Raw genomic sequence first — 18,569 nt, forward strand, 5'->3', positions numbered from 1 at the left:
AAGCGGCTGCCGTTCGACACCGTCTTCATCGTCAATCGTTTTCTCGGCGCGGTTTCGCAGGCCGTGATCGCGAATGGCGGCCAGCCCAACCAGTTCGTCGGCGACGGCATGCTGGCGCTGTTCGGGCTCACAGCCGATCCGCAGGAAGCCTGCCGGCAGGCGCTGAAGGCCGCCAGCAGCATCGCCGCGAATATCGACGAGTTGAACGAGCTGCTGAGCCACGATCTGCGCCAGCCGATCCGCTTCGGCATCGGCATCCACGGCGGCGAGGTCATCATCGGCGATATCGGCTATCGCGATCACATCGTCTTCACCGCGCTCGGCGATGCCGTCAACGTCGCGGCCCGGCTCCAGGACATGACCAAGACGCTGGCCTGCGAGGCGATCGTCTCGGACGAAGTCCGCCGCACCGCCGGCCTTGCCGACGATGCGCTGCCGCAGCAGGAGGTCGCGATCCGCGGCCGCGACGAGCCGATGGCGGTGGGCGTGGTTGCGGATGCGAGGGAGCTGACGGGGCTGGTCGATCGCAGCGAGCGCGTGGCGGCGTGATTCTTCTTCACCTCGCCCCGCTTGCGGGGAGAGGTCGGATGGCATCGTAGATGCAATCCGGGTGAGGGGGACTCTCCGCGCGTCCAACTCTCACCTCCCTCGCGGAGACTCCCTCTCACCCCAGCCCTCTCCCCGCCAGCGGGGCGAGGGAGCGCACTGCTCGCGCCGCTACAGCTCCCCTCAACCACATTGCAAGCGTAACACCGGCTTGCTGCGACGCAGCGGCATGGGCTTGCTGCGAAAGCACGAATTGACTTCATCCAAATGGTTGAGACACATGGACGCGGGATCACGGTGATGACCGCTGGTCCAACGAAAAGCTCCGGGAGGAGACCCTATGTTCGATCGACGCGACCTGCTCAAAGGAGCGGGCCTTGCCGCCATGGCCGCCACACTGAATTCCACCAGAGCGCTGGCACTCGACACCGTCACATTGCCCTTCGCCAATGGCGAACGGCCGCTGGTGAAATATCCGCAGAAGCGGCCGATGATCGGGCTCACCAGCCGGCCGCCGCAGCTCGAGACGCCGTTTTCGATCTTCAACGACGGACCGATCACGCCGAACAATGCGTTCTTCGTGCGCTATCACCTCTCCGACCTGCCCTACAATCTCGACCCCGACACGTTCACGCTGGAGGTCAAGGGCAAGGTCGACAAGCCGCTGAAGCTGTCGCTGAAGGACATCCGGAAGATGAAGGCGACCGAGATCGTCGCCGTCAACCAATGCTCCGGCAACAGCCGCGGCTTTTCGGAACCGCGCGTCGCCGGCGGCCAGCTCGCCAATGGCGCCATGGGCTGTGCGCGCTGGCGCGGTGTGCCGCTGAAAGCCGTGCTGGAGATGGCCGGCGTGCAGGCCGGCGCCAGGCAGGTGACATTCGGCGGCATGGACGGCCCGGTCAGCGACAAGACGCCCGACTTCGTCAAGGCGCTCGATCTCGATCACGCCAATGACGGCGAGGTGATGCTGGCCTATGGCATGAACGGGGAAGACCTGCCGTTCCTCAACGGCTTTCCGCTGCGCCTGGTGGTGCCCGGCTATTACGGCACTTACTGGCTCAAGCACCTCAACGAGATCACCGTCATCGACAGCGTCTATGACGGCTTCTGGATGAAGTCGGCCTATCGCATCCCCGATACGCCCAACAATGCGGTCGAGCCGGGCACCGCGCCGAAGGCGACCATTCCGATCAACCGCTTCACCATCCGCTCCTTCATCACCAGCGTCGCCGACGGTGCCAGGCTGAAGGCGGGGCGCACGACGCTGCGCGGCATCGCCTTCGACGGCGGCAAGGGCATCAAGGACGTCCAGGTCTCCACCGATGGCGGCAAGAGCTGGACCAACGCGACGCTCGGCAAGGATCTCGGCAAATACGCGTTCCGCGAATGGAAGCTGCCGGTGAAGCTCGCGGCAGGCCAGGTCGAGCTGAAGGTGCGCGCCACCGGCAATGGCGGCGAGACGCAGCCGGATACGCCGCGCTGGAACCCGGCGGGTTACTTACGCAACGTCGTCGAAACCACGCGCGTCAGCGTCGCCTGAGGAGAATGATCATGCAGCGCACCGTTCTCCTCGCCGCCTCGCTCGCCCTCGCCACCATGGCGGGTGCGGCCCTTGCCGCGCCGGCCAATTACAAGACGCCGGACGAGGCCACCGCGTTCAAGCCCGGGCCCAATCTCGAACTGGTGCAGGGCAATTGCGGCGCCTGCCACTCGTCCGACTACATCGCCACGCAGCCACCGATGAAGGACAAGAAGGGCTTCTGGCAGGCCGAGGTGACCAAGATGATCAAGGTCTATGGCGCACCGATCGACGATGCCGATGTCGGCAAGATCGTCGATTATCTTGCCACGACGTATTGACGGGGCGCGGGCGAATTGACCGCGAAACGGGCAAATCCGGCAAAAACGCCGCGAAGTTGAGCGGAATTCGGCGAAAGGCTGATGTGGTTTGAGCTACCAAGCCGGCCACAATCCGCGTATCCTGTTAGGACCGAACCGGCCGGTTGGCGGGGACTGGCGGTTCGAGATCTCGGAGGAAGACCCGCGGAGAAGTCGTGATGGCTAAAGGTACGGTCAAGTGGTTCAACCCGACGAAGGGTTATGGATTTATCCAGCCTGCGTCGGGCGGCAAGGATGTGTTCGTGCATATCTCGGCAGTGCAGAAAGCCGGTCTGTCGTCCCTGAACGAAGGACAGACGGTTGAATACGAAGAGATCGCAAACCGGGGCAAGACCTCCGCAGAGAACCTCAAAGTATAAGCCCGCCAGCGTTTCGCTGCCTCCCGGATCATCTCCGGGAGCGAGGCCAAAAAAATTAGAAGACGGCCAGTGCATTCGACGACAGGCGTTGCGACTGCACACGGATAGCTATTTTTCCCGCGAAGACCGCATCTTCAACGCCACAGCAATGACAATCGCGACGGCACTTCCCTAGCCCACCGGCAACGGTGCGTCGCGCTTGATCTCCTCCATCACCGCATAGGTCCGCGTCTCGCGCACGCCCGGCATCGACAGCAGGGTCTCGCCGAGGAAGCGTCGATAGGCGGTCATGTCCGCAAGCCGCGCCTTCACAAGATAGTCGAAGCCGCCGGCAACCATGTGACACTCCAGCACTTCAGGCGCGAGTTTCACCGCGCGCGCAAAGCGCTCGAAATTGTCGGGCGTGGTCTTGTCGAGCAGCACCTCGACGAACACCAGCAGGCCGAGGCCGAGCCGGTGCGGATTGAGCCGCGCGCCATAGCCTTCGACAAAGCCCTCGCGCTGCAAGCGCTTCAGCCGCTCGCCGATCGACGTCGGCGACAGGCCGATGCGCTCCGCGAGCTCGACATTGGCGATTCGCCCATCCTCCTGCAAAATCGAGAGGATTCTCCGGTCGACCCGATCAAGCTCCATACTTTATCCAGGTAAATTGATATCCAGCTTCATTTTCTAAGGCAAACTAGCAAAATTGTCTATCGAACTACGGTAACGCGGGATTTATCCTGAATTTCGATCACAGGACACGCCATGCCGAACATTCCGCCTCCCTTCACCGCTCCCTACGCACCCGATGATGCCGAGATCGCTGCGCGGCTCCTGCCAGCTTCGCATCTCAGCCCGCCGCAGGAGGCACGGATCGACCGCACCGCGACGCGGCTGATCGAGGCGATCCGCAAGCGCGACGACCGCTTCGGCGGGGTCGAGGACATGCTGCGGGAGTTCGCACTCTCGACCAAGGAGGGCCTCGCGCTGATGGTGCTGGCCGAGGCGCTGTTGCGCGTTCCTGATGCCCGCACCGCCGATCAGTTCATCGAGGACAAGCTCGGCGAGGGCGACTTCATCCATCACGAGACCAAGTCGACGGCCTTCCTGGTCAACGCCTCGGCCTGGGCGCTCGGGCTGTCGGCGCGGGTGATCCAGCCCGGCGAGACGCCGGACGGCACCATCGGCCGTCTGGTGAAGCGGCTCGGCGCACCGGCCGTGCGCACCGCCACGCGCCAGGCGATGCGGCTGATGGGCAATCATTTCGTGCTGGGGGAGACCATCGAGCAGGCGCTGGAGCGGGGCAAGCCGCGCTCCGGCCAGAAGACGCGCTATTCCTTCGACATGCTCGGCGAAGGCGCGCGCACCGCCGCCGACGCCAGGCGCTATTTCGATGCCTATGCGAGCGCGATTCTGACGATCGGCAAGGCGGCCGGCAATCATCCCCTGCCCGACCGGCCCGGCATTTCCGTGAAACTCTCGGCGCTGCATCCGCGCTTCGAGGCGATCAGCCGCGAGCGGGTGATGCGTGAACTGGTGCCGCTGCTGCTGGATCTCGCGCAGCGCGCCAAGGCGCATGATCTCAACTTCACCGTCGATGCCGAGGAGGCCGACCGTCTGGAGCTGTCGCTCGACGTGATCGCGGCGACGCTGGCCGATGCCTCGCTCAAAGGCTGGGACGGATTTGGCCTTGCGATCCAAGCCTATCAGAAGCGCGCCGGCGCGGTGATCGACTATGTCGACGCACTGGCGCGCGCGCACGACCGCAAGCTGATGGTGCGGCTGGTCAAGGGCGCCTATTGGGACACCGAGATCAAGCGCGCGCAGGAGCGCGGCCTCGACGGCTATCCCGTATTCACGCGCAAGACGATGACGGACCTGAACTATGTCGCCTGCGCGGAAAAACTGCTCGCCTTGCGGCCACGCATCTTCCCGCAATTCGCAACCCACAACGCGCTGACGGTCGCGACCGTGCTGGAAATGGCCGGGGACAATGGCGGTTTCGAATTCCAGCGCCTGCACGGCATGGGCGAGGCGCTCTACGAGCAGCTTGCCAAGGATCATCCTGACATCGCCTACCGCACCTATGCGCCGGTCGGCAGCCATCGCGACCTGCTCGCCTACCTGGTGCGGCGGCTGCTGGAGAACGGTGCCAATTCGTCCTTCGTGGCGCAGGCCGCCGATTACCGCGTGCCTGTTCCGGCGCTGTTGCAGCGTCCGGCGAATGCCATCGTCCGGCCGCAAGCGGCGGCCCACCCCAAAATTCCACTGCCGGGCGATCTGTTCGGGCCGGAGCGGCGCAATTCGCACGGCGTCGAATTCGGCGCGCGCGACGCGCTCGGCCAGTTGCTGGCCGACGTCAAGGCCGAGGCGGCCGACCTCAAGCCGATCGCTGACGCATCGCCCGATCAAGCCAGCGCGGCGGTCGCCGCGGCGCGCGCAGGCTTCGCCGCCTGGAGCCGGACGCCGGCTGCCGCGCGCGCGGCAGCACTGGAGCAGGCCGCGCATCTGCTGGAGAGCCGTGGCGCGCAATTCATCGCACAGTTGCAGCGCGAGGGCGGCAAGACGCTCGACGATGCGCTGTCGGAGCTGCGCGAGGCCGCAGACTTCTGCCGCTACTATGCCGCGCAGGGCCGAAAACTGTTCGGCGGCGAGACGGCGATGCCGGGCCCGACCGGCGAAAGCAATGCGCTTGCCATGCGCGGCCGCGGCGTCTTCGTGGCGATCTCGCCGTGGAATTTCCCGCTGGCGATCTTCCTCGGCCAGGTCACGGCGGCGCTGATGGCCGGCAACAGCGTGGTGGCGAAGCCTGCCGAACAGACGCCGCGCATCGCGGCCGAGGCCGTCGCCCTGCTGCACGAGGCCGGCATCCCCACGAGCGCGCTGCATCTCATCACCGGCGATGGAAGCATCGGCGCGGTGCTGACAGCGCATATGGATATCGCCGGCGTGGTCTTCACCGGCTCGACCGAGGTCGCGCGGGCGATCAACCGGACGCTCGCGGCCAAGGACGGGCCGATCGTGCCGCTGATCGCGGAGACCGGCGGCATCAACGCCATGATCGCGGACGCGACCGCACTGCCGGAGCAGGTCGCCGACGATGTCGTGACATCGGCCTTCCGTTCCGCCGGCCAGCGCTGCTCGGCACTGCGGCTGCTGTTCGTGCAGGAGGACGTTGCCGACCGCATGATCGAGATGATCGCGGGGGCGGCGCGGGAATTGAAGATCGGCGATCCCGCCGATGTCGCGACCCATGTCGGGACCGTGATCGACGCCGAGGCCAAGCAGCGGCTCGATGCCCATATCGCGCGGATGAAGGCGGAGGCGCGGCTGCACTTTGCCGGCACAGCACCGCAAGGCTGCTTCGTCGCGCCGCATATCTTCGAGCTCAGGGATGCGGGCCAGCTGACGGAAGAGGTCTTCGGCCCGATCCTGCACGTCGTGCGCTACCGCGCGGAACACCTCGAACGCGTGCTGACGGCGATCGACCGCACCGGCTACGGCCTCACGCTCGGCGTTCACTCCCGCATCGACGACACCGTCGAGGCCATCATCGACCGCGTCCAGGTCGGCAACATCTACGTCAACCGCAACATGATCGGCGCCGTGGTCGGCGTGCAGCCGTTCGGCGGCAACGGCCTGTCCGGAACCGGCCCCAAGGCCGGCGGCCCGCACTACCTCGCACGGTTTGCAACCGAGCAGACCGTGACGATCAACACGGCCGCGGCCGGCGGCAACGCGGCGCTGCTGGCGGGCGAGGAGTGAGGTCGCTGTGCGAAGCGCCCGCAGCACGCTGACGCCAATCCCGTCATCCTGAGGTGCCGGAGCGTAGCGGAGGCCTCGAAGGATGAACGGCCCGGATGCAGCCGGGCCGTCGCCCTTCGAGGGCCGCTTTGCGGCCGCCTCAGGGTGACGGGATCACAGCAACGAGCCCTGCGCCTGATGCCGTTGCATCCCGGCAAAACATCGGTCTAATGCTGCCATGATCTGGCCCGCGCCAATTCCAGCGCGCGGGAAACGACAAGAACAAGGGAGCTACGCCGCGATGGAAAAGGGCATTTTTGCTGGCCTGAAGGTTCTGGACTGCGCGAGCTTCATCGCTGCGCCTGCGGCTGCGACCGTGCTGTCGGATTTCGGCGCCGATGTCGTCAAGATCGAGCCGCCCGGCGCCGGCGACCCCTACCGCAATCTGCCCAATTTGCCCGGTTACCCCACCGGCGAGCACAATTTCGCCTGGCTGCTGGAAGCCCGCAACAAGAAGAGCATCGCACTCGACCTCGCCAAGCCCGAGGCGCAGGCCGTGCTCTACAAGCTTGTAGCAGAGGCCGACGTCTTCATCACCAACATGCCGCCGCCTGTGCGTGCCAAGCTCGGCATCACCTATGACCATCTCGCGCATCTCAACGACCGGCTGATCTATGCCTCCTTCACCGGTTATGGCGAGAAGGGCGAAGAGGCCAACAAGCCTGGCTTCGACAGCAACGCCTATTGGGCGCGTTCCGGCCTGATGGACCTCGTCCGCGCCGACACCGACACCACGCCGGCCCGCTCGGTCGCCGGCATGGGCGACCATCCCTGTGCCATGGCGTTCTACGGCGCCATCGTCACCGCGCTGTATCAGCGCGAGAAGACCGGCAAGGGCTCGCATGTCGCCTCTAACCTGATGGCCAACGGGGTGTGGGCGGCGAGCGTGCTGGCGCAGGCCAAGCTCTGCGGCGCCAAATTCGGCGAGCGGCGCCCGCGCGAGCGCGCGCTGAACGCGGTCGCCAACCACTATCAGTGCAAGGACGGCCGCTGGCTGATCCTGTCGCTTCTGAGCGAGGAGAAGCAGTTTCCGACACTGGCCAAGTGCCTCGGGCGCGAAGACCTCATCACCGATCCGCGCTTCGCCACCAAGCCCGACCGCCACGCCCGCTCGATCGAGCTGATCAAGATTTTTGACGAGACCTTTGCGACAAAGGATCTCGCCGAATGGCGCAAGATCCTCGATGGCAACGGCCTCGTGTTCGGCATCGTCGGCATTCTCGACGACATCCCCAACGACAAGCAGATGCTCGACAACGAGGTGCTGGTGCCGTTCGAGAACGACACCATGCTCACCATCTCCAGCCCGATCTGGATCGACGGCACCAAGAAGGTGCAGCCGCGCAAGCCGCCCGGCGTGGGCGAGCACAGTGACGAGATTTTGCGTGGCGCAGGATACGACGAAGCCGCGATCAAGCAGCTGCGGGGTTCGGGGGCGGTTGGTTAGGAGCGCACTGCCCTAACCCCGTCATTGCGAGCGAAGCGAAGCAATCCAGGGTCCCACCGCAGATGCATTTCTGGATTGCCTCGCTTCGCTCGCAATGACGGCGTGGAACGATGTAGCGTCCCTAACGACATCCCGCCGCGTGAGGTCCCATGCCCCTCTACCGCCTGCATTACTTCCCCGAATCCGGCAACAGCTACAAGCTGGCGCTGATGCTGACGCTTTGCGCCGAGACGTTCGAGCCGGTGTGGACCGACTTTGGCGGCGGCGTCACCCGCACCGCGGAATGGCGCAAGGCCGTGAACGAGATGGGCGAGATTCCCGTGCTCGAGGTCGACGGCGTGAAGATGACACAGACCGCGCCTCTGCTGCTGAAGCTCGCCGAGCAATACGGCCGTTTCGGCGCCGAGACGGAAGATGAAAAATTCGAGCTGTTGCGCTGGCTGTTCTGGGACAACCACAAGCTCACCGGCTACATGGCGACCTATCGCTTCATGCGGGCGTTCACCGAAAAGAGCGATCCGCAGGTGCTGAAGCACTTTCGCCGCCGGCTCGAGGATTTTCTCGGCATTCTCGACGGACATCTCCAGCACAACGCTTTTGCGATCGGCACCAGGCCGACGGTCGCCGATATCTCGATGATGGCCTATCTGCACTATCCGAGCGACGAGCACGGCTTTGATTTCGCGCAGAGCCATCCCGCCATCCACGCCTGGCTCGGCCGCATGGCGGCGCTGCCCGGCTGGAAGCCGGCCTATGAGGTGCTGCCGGGCAAGCGGATGACGAACTACGCGAAGTGAGGGCTACCGCAGCGCCAGCCAGCCGAGCGTGAACAGGATGCCGCCGACGATCACCACCACCGCGACCGCCCAGGTGCTGACGCGGATGCTGCCGGTCACCTGCTTGGCTTCCTCGTTGCGCGCGATCTCGCGATTGCGCTCCTTGTTGGCTTCGCCTGTATCAGTCATGGGTGATCCAAATCGGTTTAGCGCGTCTTGATGAAGCACATGCCGATGCGGCGAGAGGCCGCGGCAGCCTGACAGGTCAAACCTTTAGCACAGCTCCATGACGTAAAACTCCTGTCGGGCGTTCCCGATCCCGCATTTTGCAGGGAACAATGCGCGCCCCAGCCGTCTTGATATTCGGTGCCCGTAAGCTCCGCACTGCCGCGGGTCTGCGGCCGGCTGGCAAATCCACGTGAGAAATCAGGGCGTTTGCCCACGGCGAACGCGGTCAGGATGTCGCGGCGGCGGACCTGGTCGCCGAAGAAATGCGGCGAGGCCGGCACAATGGTGGAATTGGACGGCTTGTCCGCCAGCCAGTCGACGCCCGGAAAATGGAAGCCGCCGATGCCGCGGGTCTGGTGGCAGCCGGCGCAGGTGACGTCGTTGAGGCGGCGCTGGAAGCCCGCGACCGAGCGGATGTTCTGTATCTCCCCGCGCGCGGCTGCCTGCTTCAGCGCGCCGACGACGTCATTGTCGGTGAAGACGGGATCGCTTTTGCCTTCGCCTTGCATCATGCCGAACTCCGGCTGCATCGCCGAAGCATCAAGGCCCGCCGGCGTCGGCACCACCGCAGCCCTGGCCAGGAATTTCTCGGGGACCAGCACCGTGCCACGATCGAACTCGCGAAGGTTTTCCGGCGCGAGCAGCCAGTCCTTGAACTCGCGCCGGAGCGCGTCATCCGCGAGGATGCGATCGCGGTCGATCTGGTTCTCCAGCGTCGATTCCTGGAACGTCTTCGTCGCGGCGTTGTACTTGAACACCTTGAGCAGGTAGTCCGAGCGGAAATCGTGCAGCGCCGATTTCGGTGCGATCGAGATCTGGATGTTGGTCTCGATGCGGTCCAGCATGGCGTCGGAAGGATGGAAGCCGCCGCCGATCAGCCCCTGCCAGTCGCCGTTGTCGAGCCAGCGCCGCGCGACCTCGGCGCAGGTGACCGGCTTGCCGCTCGCATCCGTCTGGCGCGCATCCCGCGCCTTCATCACCAGGTTGAACGTCATCGGCAGGCGCGTCGCGCTCTTGCTACCGTCGGGCCCGGTCTCGAAACGCGCCAGCCGGTAGATCAAACGTATCTCGCCGCAGGACTCTTCCGAGACATAGGCCCGGTCCATGCGATTGACGATGCCGGTCAGGACGAAGCGCGTGTGGGGAGATTTCAGATTGGCCCGATCGAACAGCTGCACGTCAAAACCTTCGCCGGCGCCGATGGTCTCGGTCGGCCAGGCCGCCTTCTGCTGGGCGATATAGCGATCGAACTCCGCATCGATCGCGGGGGGAATCTCCTTGAGCTGCGGCAACGAGGAGAACAATAGATCGGTCGTCAGAGGAAAGTTCGCGTTGCGCTCCGGCCAGAGCAGCCGCGAGACCGTCAGCACGTCGCTCTGATCGAGCTTGCGCAGGGCATCGGGGTCGGTGATGGCGGTGCCGCGCGTGAGGGGGCCGTTCTCCGCTGCGAAAAGCGACGTGACGCCGCTAAAAAATACGACGACAGCAAGGAGAATTAGCAACGCGCGGCTCATACCCTAGGTAACACCGCTCGCGCGAGCCTATTCAAGCAAAAAGGCGCTTCACCTGGTGGTGAAGCGCCTCTTCTAAATCGGATGACGAGGCGCTCAGCGCGCGACGATCAGGCCCTTGCTGGTGACAACCACCCAGCGGCCGTCCTGGCGGCGGATCGCGTCGACGCGGCCAACGCCGGGGATGGGATCGCCGGGATAGACCTCGTAGAGCCCGTCACGGCCCTCGATCAGCGCACCGCCATTGGCGGCGTTGCGCACCCTCCAGCCTTCGATCGTCGGCAGACGGCCGACCTCGGTCTTGGGCGCAGCGGGAGCTGGCGCCGCGGCGGCGGTCGCAACCTGGGCCGGCGTGATCGAGCCGGTGGTCTCCTTCGCGGGCGCTGCGGCAGCGGCCTGCGCCGGGGCGGCGGGCGGCGTGGCGCGGAGCTTGTCGACGGTCTCCGACAGCTTTGCGATTTTCGCCATCGGTTCGGCCTGGGCCTTCTCGAGCTTGTCGAGGCGGTCGTTGGCGCGGTTGAACTGGCTGAGGCCGGTCTTGGAGGTGTGCTCGACGCTCGCCTTGAGCGCGACGACATCGGCATCGATCCGTGCGACCGACGAGTCCAGCGCGCTGGTGTCGGCGACCTGTGCCGGCGCGGGAGCTGCAAAGTGCATCATCCCGGCGGTCGCGAGCGCGCCGCTGATGGCGCCGACGCCGGCGGCGATCGCCACCACCGCGGCCATCGCCGACAGACGGCGCTTGCCGCCGGTCTCGCGCGGCGCGTCCGCCTTTACGTGCGGGGCGAACTCTTCGCGGTCCCAGGAGCGCTCTGCCGGCGCCATGACGATGAGCTTGCCGGGCTTCGGCTCGGGCTTGGTCTCAGCCTTCGGTTCAACCTTGGCCTCGAACTTCGGCACCTCAATGCGGGGAGGCTCGACCTTGACCGGATCAGGCTTGGGCGGCGCCTCATGGTCAGGGGCGATCGAGGGGGCTTCGATCGCGGCAGCCTCGACAGCCTGCGGCGCGGTCGCTTCAACGGCACCGTTGTCCTGGGCAGCCTGCTCAGCCATTGGTTCGCTCACGGTTCAAATACTCCACTCTGGATTGACCTTTTGGTAACTTTCATTGCTTGCGAATTCCTTACCTCGGGACCCGCTTACCGAAATTTTAGGAAGTTATCCGGGGCCGAATTGGGCCGGGAAAGTGGAACCGGTGTGGCGGGCGTGAAACAATTTGTAACCGGGGCAAGATGAACGGCCGCGCAACGGCACCGGCAAACCGGTTGTTTGCCCGTGACGGCTCCCTGGCGAACATCACCCGTCCCCTCAGCCGGAAAGGCGAGGGAGTGCCATCACGATCGAAAAATGCATCAACGCGTTCGATGTCGATGCCTGCCGGCGGACACCGCGCAATTGTTCGACGCGCCGGACGCGCGCTCGAATATCGAGCCGATCATGCAGTCGGTGCGTGATTTGAACAATCCGGCTGATCGCGCGGCGCGCCGATGCGTTCAGGGCTGGCCGTTGATCATGGCTTGCTCGATCGCGCTGCCCGTCAGGTCCCATTTGCGCAGCAGCTCCTGATAGCTGCCGTCGGCCATGAGGGCCGCGAGCGCCTGCTTGAGCTTCTGTCCGAACTGCACATCGTCCCTGGCAAATCCAAGGCCCATGTCCTGGACGAGGAACGGCTTGCCGAGAATGACGTAGCGGTTGCCCTCGATCGAGTTCTGATACGGGATGGTCTCGGCGCCCTGGACGGCCGCATCGGCGCGCCCCTGGTTCAGTTGCAGCCGCGTATCCGGTGATCCGTCCGTTCCGACCACGATCACGGCAGGCTTGCCGGCGGCGGTGCAATGCTCGTCGCTCCATTTCTCGATGGCGGCGGGCCAGATGGTCCGGCGCGCGGTGGCGACCCGCTTGCCGCACAGCGCGTCCAGGTCCGGATAGCGTGCGGCGTTGGCGCGCAGCGTGAAGAACACCGTATTGGCGTGCAGGTAATCGAGAAAGCTCACGGTCGCGCGGCGCTCCGGCGTATCGGCCATGCCGGCCACGATGACGTCGGCACGCTTGGTCTCGACCGAGCTGATCAACTGGTCGAAGCTCGAATCGATCCAGTTGACCTTGATGTCCATCTTGGCGGCGATCGCGTCGACGATGTCGACATCGAATCCGATCAGCTTGCCGGACGCCGGGTCCTTGAATTCGAAAGGCGGATATTTCGGCACCGTCGCCGCGTTGATGATCGTCTTCGTACCCTGGGCCGAGGCCATGCCTGCGGTCTGGCCGAACGCGACCACGACGGCGACGGCTGCAAGACAAAGGCGGGATCGTGTCATCATGATATTCCCCTGTGCGCCTCGACGGCGTCGAACGGCTAGCTCAGCACGGCCGAAATGAAATCGCGTGTACGGGCCTGGGTTGGCCGGCCGAGAACCTGTTCGGGCGATCCGGCTTCGACCACCAGCCCCTGGTCCATGAACAGCACCCGGTTCGCAACTTCGCGCGCGAAGCCGAGCTCGTGGGTCACGACGATCATGGTCATTCCGCTCCGTGCGAGATCGCGCATGACGGAGAGAACTTCGCCGACGAGCTCCGGATCGAGCGCGGAGGTCGGCTCGTCGAACAACATCAACGCCGGCTTCATCGCGAGTGCGCGCGCAATCGCGACGCGCTGCTGCTGGCCGCCCGACAGCTCGATGGGGTAGGCCCCGCATTTGTTCGCAAGTCCGACGCGTGCGAGCAGTTCGTTGGCCGCCAACTCGGCCTGCCTGCGCTCCGTCTTCAGCACCTGAACCGGCCCCTCGATCACGTTCTCCAGGGCCGTCTTGTGCGGAAACAGGTTGAAGCGCTGGAACACCATGCCGGTCGCGAGCCGCTGCCGCGCGATCTCGCGCTCGGAGAGTTCAAACAGCTTGCGGCCGGTGCGCCGGTAGCCGACCAGCTCGCCGTTGACCCACAAGGCACCGCCATCGATGGCTTCGAGCTGGTTGATGCAGCGCAGGAAGGTGCTTTTGCCCGAGCCCGACGGGCCGACGATGCACAGCACCTCGCCGCGGTCGATTTCGAGATCGATGCCCTTCAGGGCTTCGAACCCGCCGAAGGACTTGCGCAGGCCGACGGATCTGACGATGGGAGTCATGTCGATGCTCCCGCTCGTGTCATTGCGCCGGATGCGCCTGCGCCGCGCGCGAAATGTCGCTCGATCCGCCCCTGGAGAGCGGAGAGCACCGTGACGACGACCACGTACCAGATGCCCGCGACGATCAGCAGCTCGATGACCCGGTTGTTCGCGTAGTAGATGTTCTCCGCGCTATAGACGATTTCCGGAAACTGGATCACGCTCGCAAGCGAGGTCAGCTTGACCATGCCGATCAGCTCGTTGCCGATCGGCGGAACGATCACGCGCATGGCCTGGGGCAGGATGATCCGGCGCAGCGCCTGCAGGCGAGGCATGCCGATCGCCTTGGCGGCCTCGTATTGCCCCTGGTCGACGGACAACAGGCCGGCACGCACCACCTCGGACGTATAGGCCCCCTGGTTGATGCCGAGCCCCAGCAGCGAAGCGAGGAAAGGCGTCATCACCTCGACGGTCGGCACCTCGACAAGTCCGGGAATGCCGAGATTGGGAAACACCAGGGCGAGGTTGAACCACAACAACAGTTGCAGCAGCACGGGCGTGCCGCGGAAGAACCAGACATAACCGGCCGCAGCCCAATTGATCACCGGGTTGGCCGAGAGCCGCATGATGGCAACGGTCACGCCGATCGAGACACCGAGCAGCATCGCCAGGGCGGTCATCAGCACGGTGTTGCCGAGGCCCACAACGATGCTGCGCACCGCGAGATATTGTCCGACGATGGCCCATTCGATCCGGCCGTGGGCGAACGCCATGACGACCCAGGACACGAGCGCGACGATCAGCGCGGCGCTGACATAGCGGCCGACATGCTTCCGTCGCACATGCTCGAACTCCGAGATGTCCTCGGTGAGGCCGTCTCGCCCGCCCATGACGGGATTTTCACTCAATACGCTTGCCATGAAAGTGTCTTCGTCGTCCTACGATGCTCGCGTCCGATGCGATTGCGCGATCGCCACCGCGCCGCCGGCCCGTCGCCGCGGGTCGGGAGTTAACCGGCTTGCTTTTGGCTTCTCAGCTTAGTAAATCGTTTTACTAAACTACAAAGACCGGGAAGAATGTCAATGCACCATGTAACGAAAGATGACCTGATCGCCGAGATCGAGCGCGATCGCGCCTCCCACATCGCCTTTCTGCAGGCGTTCATCCGCGAGCCGTCGCCCAATCCGCCGGGCGATACGCGGCGGGCCGCCGCGATCGTGACGCGCTATCTCGCGAACCGCGGCATCGAGGCATCGATCGTGGCGCCGCGCGAAGACCTGCCCAATGTCGTCGCCGAATTCGACGGCGGGCGCAGTGGGCGGCGGCTGGTGATGAACGGCCACATCGACGTGTTCCCGGTGGGTGACGGCAGCGGCTGGTCGCGCGATCCCTGGTCGGGCGCGCTGGAAGATGGCTGCGTTCATGGCCGCGGCGCCTGCGACATGAAGGCCGGCACCGCCGCATCGGTGATCGCGTTCAGCTACCTTCACGTCCGCCGCGCCGCGCTGGCGGGCAGCATCGGGCTCACCGCCGTATCGGACGAGGAGACCGGTGGACGCTGGGGCAGCCGCTGGCTGCTCGAGAACGACACGCGATGGCATGGCGACTGCATGATCAACGCTGAGCCCAGCGGTCTGCAGACCGTCCGCTTCGCCGAGAAAGGCACGTTGCGGCTGACCTTCACGGTCCGAACCGCCGGCGCACACGGCGCATATCTGCACAAATCGGAGAGCGCGACGCGCATCGCCGCGAGCCTGATCAACCGGCTTGAACAGATCGAGGCGATCGTCCCGGACCTTGCACCGTCGCTACGCGCCTATCTCGCGCTGCCCGACGTGCGCGCGGCGGCCGACCGCGCGATGGGCGCCGGCGCCGCCGACGTCCTGACCCACCCCACGCTGAACATCGGCACCGTCCAGGGCGGGCTGAAGGTCAACATGATTCCCGCGTCCTGCGTCTTCGAGGCGGACATTCGAATGCCGATCGGCCTGGACGCCGCCCGGGTCATGCAGACCATCCATACGATTCTCGCCGACTATCCGCAGGCGGAGGTCGCCATTCAGGAAGCCGCCAGCAACCCTTCGAATTCATGCGCACACGACCATCCGATGGTCGGCATCCTCGCGCGCAACGCCGAGACCGTCTCGGGTGTGCGCCCGGTCGCGGTTCCCTCGCTCGGCGCCACCGATTGCAAGTTCTGGCGCTATCACAAGGTGCCCGCCTATATCTACGGGCCGGCACCGACACGTATGGCCGCAGCCGACGAATGCGTGTCGGTGGAGGAGTTCATGACTGTCATCAAGACCCATGCATTGTCGGCGTGGGACTACCTGACCGGCAGCGAATAGCTCGTCCATCCCACCCAGGAAAAATTGCACTGCGCGGGCAGCGGCGCTCCGGTCTTTCCGATGCTATAGGATGCAGCGCCGGACTGAGGTCCATCGTCCGGCTCGGGATGATCCAGAGGCGAGGCTTGGTGGCTGGCAAGAGAGTGACGATAGCCGACGTCGCGAAGGCGACGGGCGTTTCGCCCGGCGCGATATCGCGCATCCTGAACAACGACCCGACGCTCAACGTCAGGGACGAGACCAAGGAGACGGTTCGCCGCGCGATTGCGGAACTGGGCTACATCCCCAATCCGCAGGCGCGGGGCCTGCGCCTTGCGCGCTCGGGCAGTCTTGCGATGATCGTGCCCGAGATCAACAGCCCGGCCTTCGTCGCCATCATCCAGGGCGCGCAGCGGGCGGCCTACGAGCTCGGATATTCGATGCTGATCGGCGGCATCGGCGAGGAAGGCGAGGATCCGAACCTCGCCGCGCGCATTCTCTCCAGCAACCGGGTCGACGGATTTCTGATCTCCACGGGCAAGCAGGAGGCGCGGCAATTGGCCGCCGTGCAGCAGCTCGGGGCGCCGGCCGTGCTCGTCAATCGTTACCTGAACGAGCAGCTGCCGCATGTCGTGCTGAATGACGAAGCGGGCGTGGCGCTCGCCATACGTCATCTGGCCAACCTCGGCCACGAGCGGATCGGGTTTCTCGGCAGCACGCGGCGCTTCCTCGGCACACGGCGTCTTGCGGGATTCAAGCAGGGGCTCGCCGAACGCGGCCTGCGCTTCGACAAGCGGTTCGTGGTCAATTGCGGCTATGACCGGGAGGGCGGCGAGGCGGCTGCGCATGCGGTGCTCGCGCTCGCCGACCGTCCGACCGCGATCTTCGCCACCAACCATCTGGTGGCCGCGGGTGCGCTGCGCGTGGCGCGACAACTCGGCCTGGACGTTCCGGGCGCGCTGTCCGTCGCAAGCTTCTATGACGGACCCGTTGCCGATCTGCTGACGCCGGCCGTGACCTCGGTCGCCTACCCGCTCGATCAGCTCGGCTATGAGGCCGTGCGGATGCTGGTCCGCCTGATCACAGGTGAAGCGCCGGGGCCCACCGGTATCACCATTCAACCGACCGGCCTCGTCGTCAGACAGTCGACCGGCGCCATCTCAGGATAGACACAAGACCCTGCCCCCGGTCGAGATGAGGTCGGGCTACATCACCACCGGCGCATCCGGCAATTCGTTCGCATGCGGGCCTTGCGGCGGAAAGTGCCGCGCCAGCTCGCGCGACACCGCGGCGATGCCGCCGATCACGCCGCGCTCGAACTGGCCGGAGGCGAATTCGGCCTCCATCGCGCGGCAGATGCTCTCCCAGCCCTCGCCGCCGACCTTGGCGTGAATGCCGCGATCGGCAATGATCTCGACGTCGCGATCGGCGAGCAGGAGATAGATCAGGACGCCATTGTTGTGCGCGGTGTCCCAGATGCGCAGGTGCGAGAACACGTCGAGCGCACGCTCCCGCGCCGGCTGGTTACGGAATAGTGGGCCGCCATCGAGCGCGCCTTCGACGACGAAGCGAATCTGACCGGAATGGGTGGCCTCGCCCTGCCTGATCGCCTGCTCGATACGGGCCAGCACGGCCTGCGGAAAGATCTGCCTTGCCCGCCAGTGATGCTGCGCCAGATGCCTGGCTATGCGCTTGATGCTCATGACCGCTACCAGCTCCCCGAGGCGCCGCCGCCGCCAAAACTGCCACCACCGCCGCTGAAGCTGCCGCTGTCGCTGGACGACGAGCCGCTGCTCCAGCCGCCCGAGGAGCCGCTCGACCACGAGCCGCCGCGTGACCTCCCTGAGCTGGGCGCCATCGCCGAGAACAGATCGGCGATGAACCCGATGATGAAGCCGACGACGCCGAGGGCCATGGCAAGCGCGAAAGAGCCGAGAATGAACCAGCTCAGTGCCGCGATAATGCCGCCGGTCGCCAAGGATCCGACCAGCCGCCCCAGCATGGCCCGGAAGAAGCCGCCAACCCCGATCGAGGCGAACAGTGTCACGATGAACAGCGGCGCAATATCGTCCAGATTGCCGAAATTCACCGTCGGCGACGGTACCGGCAGCGGCTCGCCGTCGATGACGCGGATCATACGATCGACGCCGTCGGAGATGCCGCCGGCAAAATCGCCGGTCCTGAATTTCGGCGTGACGATCTCGTCGATGATCCGCCGCGACGTGACGTCGGTGAGCGCGCCTTCGAGGCCGTAGCCGACCTCGATGCGCAGATGCCGGTCGTTCTTGGCGACGACGAGGATCGCGCCGTCGTCGACTTTCTTGCGGCCGATCTTCCAGGCGTCCGCGACGCGGATCGAGAACTGCTCGATCGTCTCCGGCTGCGTGGTCGGCACGATCAGCACGGCGATCTGGCTGCCCTTGCGTGTCTCGAAGTCGCGCAGCTTTTGCGACAAGGCGGCGATGTCGCCGCTGGAGAGCGTGCCGGTCTGGTCGACGACGCGGCCGGTGAGTTGCGGCACGGCGACGTCGGCGGAAGCCGGGAACGCGAAGGCGAGCAGGAGTGCAAGAGTGGCCATCGCCCGCCACAC

The 18,569-nt window shown here is 65.4% G+C and carries 18 protein-coding genes; 9 read left to right on the forward strand and 9 right to left on the reverse strand.

What is annotated here, in order from left to right; all coding sequences use genetic code 11:
* The 4 genes from PMI42_RS12905 to PMI42_RS12920 form a co-directional block, all read left to right on the forward strand.
* Positions 1 to 549, forward strand: a 549-nt coding sequence (locus tag PMI42_RS12905; RefSeq protein ID WP_008134687.1) for an adenylate/guanylate cyclase domain-containing protein, incomplete at its 5' end; no start/stop codon positions are given.
* Positions 550 to 886: 337 nt separating this feature from the next.
* The gene (gene sorA / locus PMI42_RS12910; protein ID WP_008134689.1) at positions 887 to 2,086 is read left to right on the forward strand and encodes a SorA family sulfite dehydrogenase catalytic subunit; all 1,200 of its coding nucleotides are present in this window, start codon (positions 887 to 889) and stop codon (positions 2,084 to 2,086) included.
* 11 nt (positions 2,087 to 2,097) lie between these two features.
* Positions 2,098 to 2,406, forward strand: a complete 309-nt coding sequence (gene sorB / locus PMI42_RS12915; RefSeq protein ID WP_008134690.1) for a SorB family sulfite dehydrogenase c-type cytochrome subunit — start codon at positions 2,098 to 2,100, stop codon at positions 2,404 to 2,406.
* 197 nt (positions 2,407 to 2,603) lie between these two features.
* The gene (locus PMI42_RS12920) at positions 2,604 to 2,804 is read left to right on the forward strand and encodes a cold-shock protein (RefSeq protein ID WP_008134691.1); all 201 of its coding nucleotides are present in this window, start codon (positions 2,604 to 2,606) and stop codon (positions 2,802 to 2,804) included.
* A 171-nt stretch (positions 2,805 to 2,975) separates the two neighbouring features.
* On the opposite strand, the gene PMI42_RS12925 is transcribed toward PMI42_RS12920, so the two are convergent.
* Positions 2,976 to 3,437, reverse strand: a complete 462-nt coding sequence (locus PMI42_RS12925; protein ID WP_008134704.1) for an Lrp/AsnC ligand binding domain-containing protein — start codon at positions 3,435 to 3,437, stop codon at positions 2,976 to 2,978.
* Between the two features lie 114 nt (positions 3,438 to 3,551).
* Here PMI42_RS12925 and putA point away from each other — a divergent pair, with 114 nt between their 5' ends.
* The 3 genes from putA to PMI42_RS12940 all read left to right on the forward strand — a co-directional run bounded on the left by putA (position 3,552) and on the right by PMI42_RS12940 (position 8,834).
* Positions 3,552 to 6,551, forward strand: coding sequence for a bifunctional proline dehydrogenase/L-glutamate gamma-semialdehyde dehydrogenase PutA (putA, locus tag PMI42_RS12930; RefSeq protein ID WP_008134705.1), 3,000 nt, complete (start codon positions 3,552 to 3,554; stop codon positions 6,549 to 6,551).
* Between the two features lie 280 nt (positions 6,552 to 6,831).
* Entirely contained in the window at positions 6,832 to 8,037 is a 1,206-nt protein-coding gene (locus PMI42_RS12935; protein WP_008134711.1) for a CaiB/BaiF CoA transferase family protein, read from the forward strand.
* 149 nt (positions 8,038 to 8,186) lie between these two features.
* The gene (locus tag PMI42_RS12940; RefSeq protein WP_008134712.1) at positions 8,187 to 8,834 is read left to right on the forward strand and encodes a glutathione S-transferase family protein; all 648 of its coding nucleotides are present in this window, start codon (positions 8,187 to 8,189) and stop codon (positions 8,832 to 8,834) included.
* A 3-nt stretch (positions 8,835 to 8,837) separates the two neighbouring features.
* Here the strand turns inward: PMI42_RS12940 and PMI42_RS40030 are convergent, their stop codons facing one another.
* The 6 genes from PMI42_RS40030 to PMI42_RS12965 form a co-directional block, all read right to left on the reverse strand.
* Positions 8,838 to 9,002 carry a hypothetical protein gene (locus tag PMI42_RS40030; protein ID WP_008134713.1) on the reverse strand — a complete coding sequence of 55 codons (165 nt, stop codon included), beginning with the start codon at positions 9,000 to 9,002 and terminating at the stop codon, positions 8,838 to 8,840.
* Positions 9,003 to 9,019: 17 nt separating this feature from the next.
* Positions 9,020 to 10,555, reverse strand: a complete 1,536-nt coding sequence (locus tag PMI42_RS12945) for a hypothetical protein (protein WP_008134714.1) — start codon at positions 10,553 to 10,555, stop codon at positions 9,020 to 9,022.
* Positions 10,556 to 10,648: 93 nt separating this feature from the next.
* Positions 10,649 to 11,605 carry a hypothetical protein gene (locus PMI42_RS12950; protein ID WP_008134715.1) on the reverse strand — a complete coding sequence of 319 codons (957 nt, stop codon included), beginning with the start codon at positions 11,603 to 11,605 and terminating at the stop codon, positions 10,649 to 10,651.
* 440 nt (positions 11,606 to 12,045) lie between these two features.
* Positions 12,046 to 12,873 (reverse strand): ABC transporter substrate-binding protein, encoded by an 828-nt coding sequence (locus PMI42_RS12955; RefSeq protein ID WP_008134716.1) that lies wholly within the window; start codon positions 12,871 to 12,873, stop codon positions 12,046 to 12,048.
* Between the two features lie 35 nt (positions 12,874 to 12,908).
* Positions 12,909 to 13,673, reverse strand: a complete 765-nt coding sequence (locus PMI42_RS12960; protein ID WP_008134717.1) for an amino acid ABC transporter ATP-binding protein — start codon at positions 13,671 to 13,673, stop codon at positions 12,909 to 12,911.
* On the reverse strand, positions 13,670 to 14,572 hold the full coding sequence (locus PMI42_RS12965) for an amino acid ABC transporter permease (protein ID WP_008134722.1): 903 nt from the start codon (positions 14,570 to 14,572) through the stop codon (positions 13,670 to 13,672). The genes PMI42_RS12960 and PMI42_RS12965 overlap by 4 nt, the downstream gene beginning before the upstream one ends.
* Positions 14,573 to 14,734: 162 nt before the next feature.
* On the opposite strand from PMI42_RS12965, the gene PMI42_RS12970 reads away from it, so the two are divergent.
* Positions 14,735 to 16,000: a M20/M25/M40 family metallo-hydrolase gene (locus tag PMI42_RS12970; RefSeq protein WP_008134725.1), complete on the forward strand. Its 1,266-nt coding sequence runs from the start codon at positions 14,735 to 14,737 to the stop codon at positions 15,998 to 16,000.
* Positions 16,001 to 16,128: 128 nt separating this feature from the next.
* The gene (locus PMI42_RS12975; protein ID WP_008134726.1) at positions 16,129 to 17,148 is read left to right on the forward strand and encodes a LacI family DNA-binding transcriptional regulator; all 1,020 of its coding nucleotides are present in this window, start codon (positions 16,129 to 16,131) and stop codon (positions 17,146 to 17,148) included.
* A gap of 36 nt (positions 17,149 to 17,184) precedes the next feature.
* Here the strand turns inward: PMI42_RS12975 and PMI42_RS12980 are convergent, their stop codons facing one another.
* On the reverse strand, positions 17,185 to 17,682 hold the full coding sequence (locus PMI42_RS12980) for a TPM domain-containing protein (protein ID WP_008134727.1): 498 nt from the start codon (positions 17,680 to 17,682) through the stop codon (positions 17,185 to 17,187).
* A 5-nt stretch (positions 17,683 to 17,687) separates the two neighbouring features.
* On the reverse strand, positions 17,688 to 18,557 hold the full coding sequence (locus PMI42_RS12985) for a TPM domain-containing protein (RefSeq protein ID WP_035965516.1): 870 nt from the start codon (positions 18,555 to 18,557) through the stop codon (positions 17,688 to 17,690).
* Positions 18,558 to 18,569 lie beyond the last annotated feature (12 nt).

It is taken from the genome of Bradyrhizobium sp. YR681 (assembly GCF_000282615.1).
In the GTDB taxonomy this organism is placed as follows: domain Bacteria; phylum Pseudomonadota; class Alphaproteobacteria; order Rhizobiales; family Xanthobacteraceae; genus Bradyrhizobium.

Bases quoted from the DNA above. Each gene is read 5' to 3' on its own strand.
- sorA (WP_008134689.1), top strand. From the start codon at position 887: ATGTTCGATCGACGCGACCTGCTCAAAGGAGCGGGCCTTGCCGCCATG.
- sorB (WP_008134690.1), top strand. From the start codon at position 2,098: ATGCAGCGCACCGTTCTCCTCGCCGCCTCGCTCGCCCTCGCCACCATG.
- PMI42_RS12920 (WP_008134691.1), top strand. From the start codon at position 2,604: ATGGCTAAAGGTACGGTCAAGTGGTTCAACCCGACGAAGGGTTATGGA.
- PMI42_RS12925 (WP_008134704.1), bottom strand. From the start codon at position 3,437: ATGGAGCTTGATCGGGTCGACCGGAGAATCCTCTCGATTTTGCAGGAG.
- putA (WP_008134705.1), top strand. From the start codon at position 3,552: ATGCCGAACATTCCGCCTCCCTTCACCGCTCCCTACGCACCCGATGAT.
- PMI42_RS12935 (WP_008134711.1), top strand. From the start codon at position 6,832: ATGGAAAAGGGCATTTTTGCTGGCCTGAAGGTTCTGGACTGCGCGAGC.
- PMI42_RS12940 (WP_008134712.1), top strand. From the start codon at position 8,187: ATGCCCCTCTACCGCCTGCATTACTTCCCCGAATCCGGCAACAGCTAC.
- PMI42_RS40030 (WP_008134713.1), bottom strand. From the start codon at position 9,002: ATGACTGATACAGGCGAAGCCAACAAGGAGCGCAATCGCGAGATCGCG.
- PMI42_RS12945 (WP_008134714.1), bottom strand. From the start codon at position 10,555: ATGAGCCGCGCGTTGCTAATTCTCCTTGCTGTCGTCGTATTTTTTAGC.
- PMI42_RS12950 (WP_008134715.1), bottom strand. From the start codon at position 11,605: ATGGCTGAGCAGGCTGCCCAGGACAACGGTGCCGTTGAAGCGACCGCG.
- PMI42_RS12955 (WP_008134716.1), bottom strand. From the start codon at position 12,873: ATGATGACACGATCCCGCCTTTGTCTTGCAGCCGTCGCCGTCGTGGTC.
- PMI42_RS12960 (WP_008134717.1), bottom strand. From the start codon at position 13,673: ATGACTCCCATCGTCAGATCCGTCGGCCTGCGCAAGTCCTTCGGCGGG.
- PMI42_RS12965 (WP_008134722.1), bottom strand. From the start codon at position 14,572: ATGGCAAGCGTATTGAGTGAAAATCCCGTCATGGGCGGGCGAGACGGC.
- PMI42_RS12970 (WP_008134725.1), top strand. From the start codon at position 14,735: ATGCACCATGTAACGAAAGATGACCTGATCGCCGAGATCGAGCGCGAT.
- PMI42_RS12980 (WP_008134727.1), bottom strand. From the start codon at position 17,682: ATGAGCATCAAGCGCATAGCCAGGCATCTGGCGCAGCATCACTGGCGG.
- PMI42_RS12985 (WP_035965516.1), bottom strand. From the start codon at position 18,557: ATGGCCACTCTTGCACTCCTGCTCGCCTTCGCGTTCCCGGCTTCCGCC.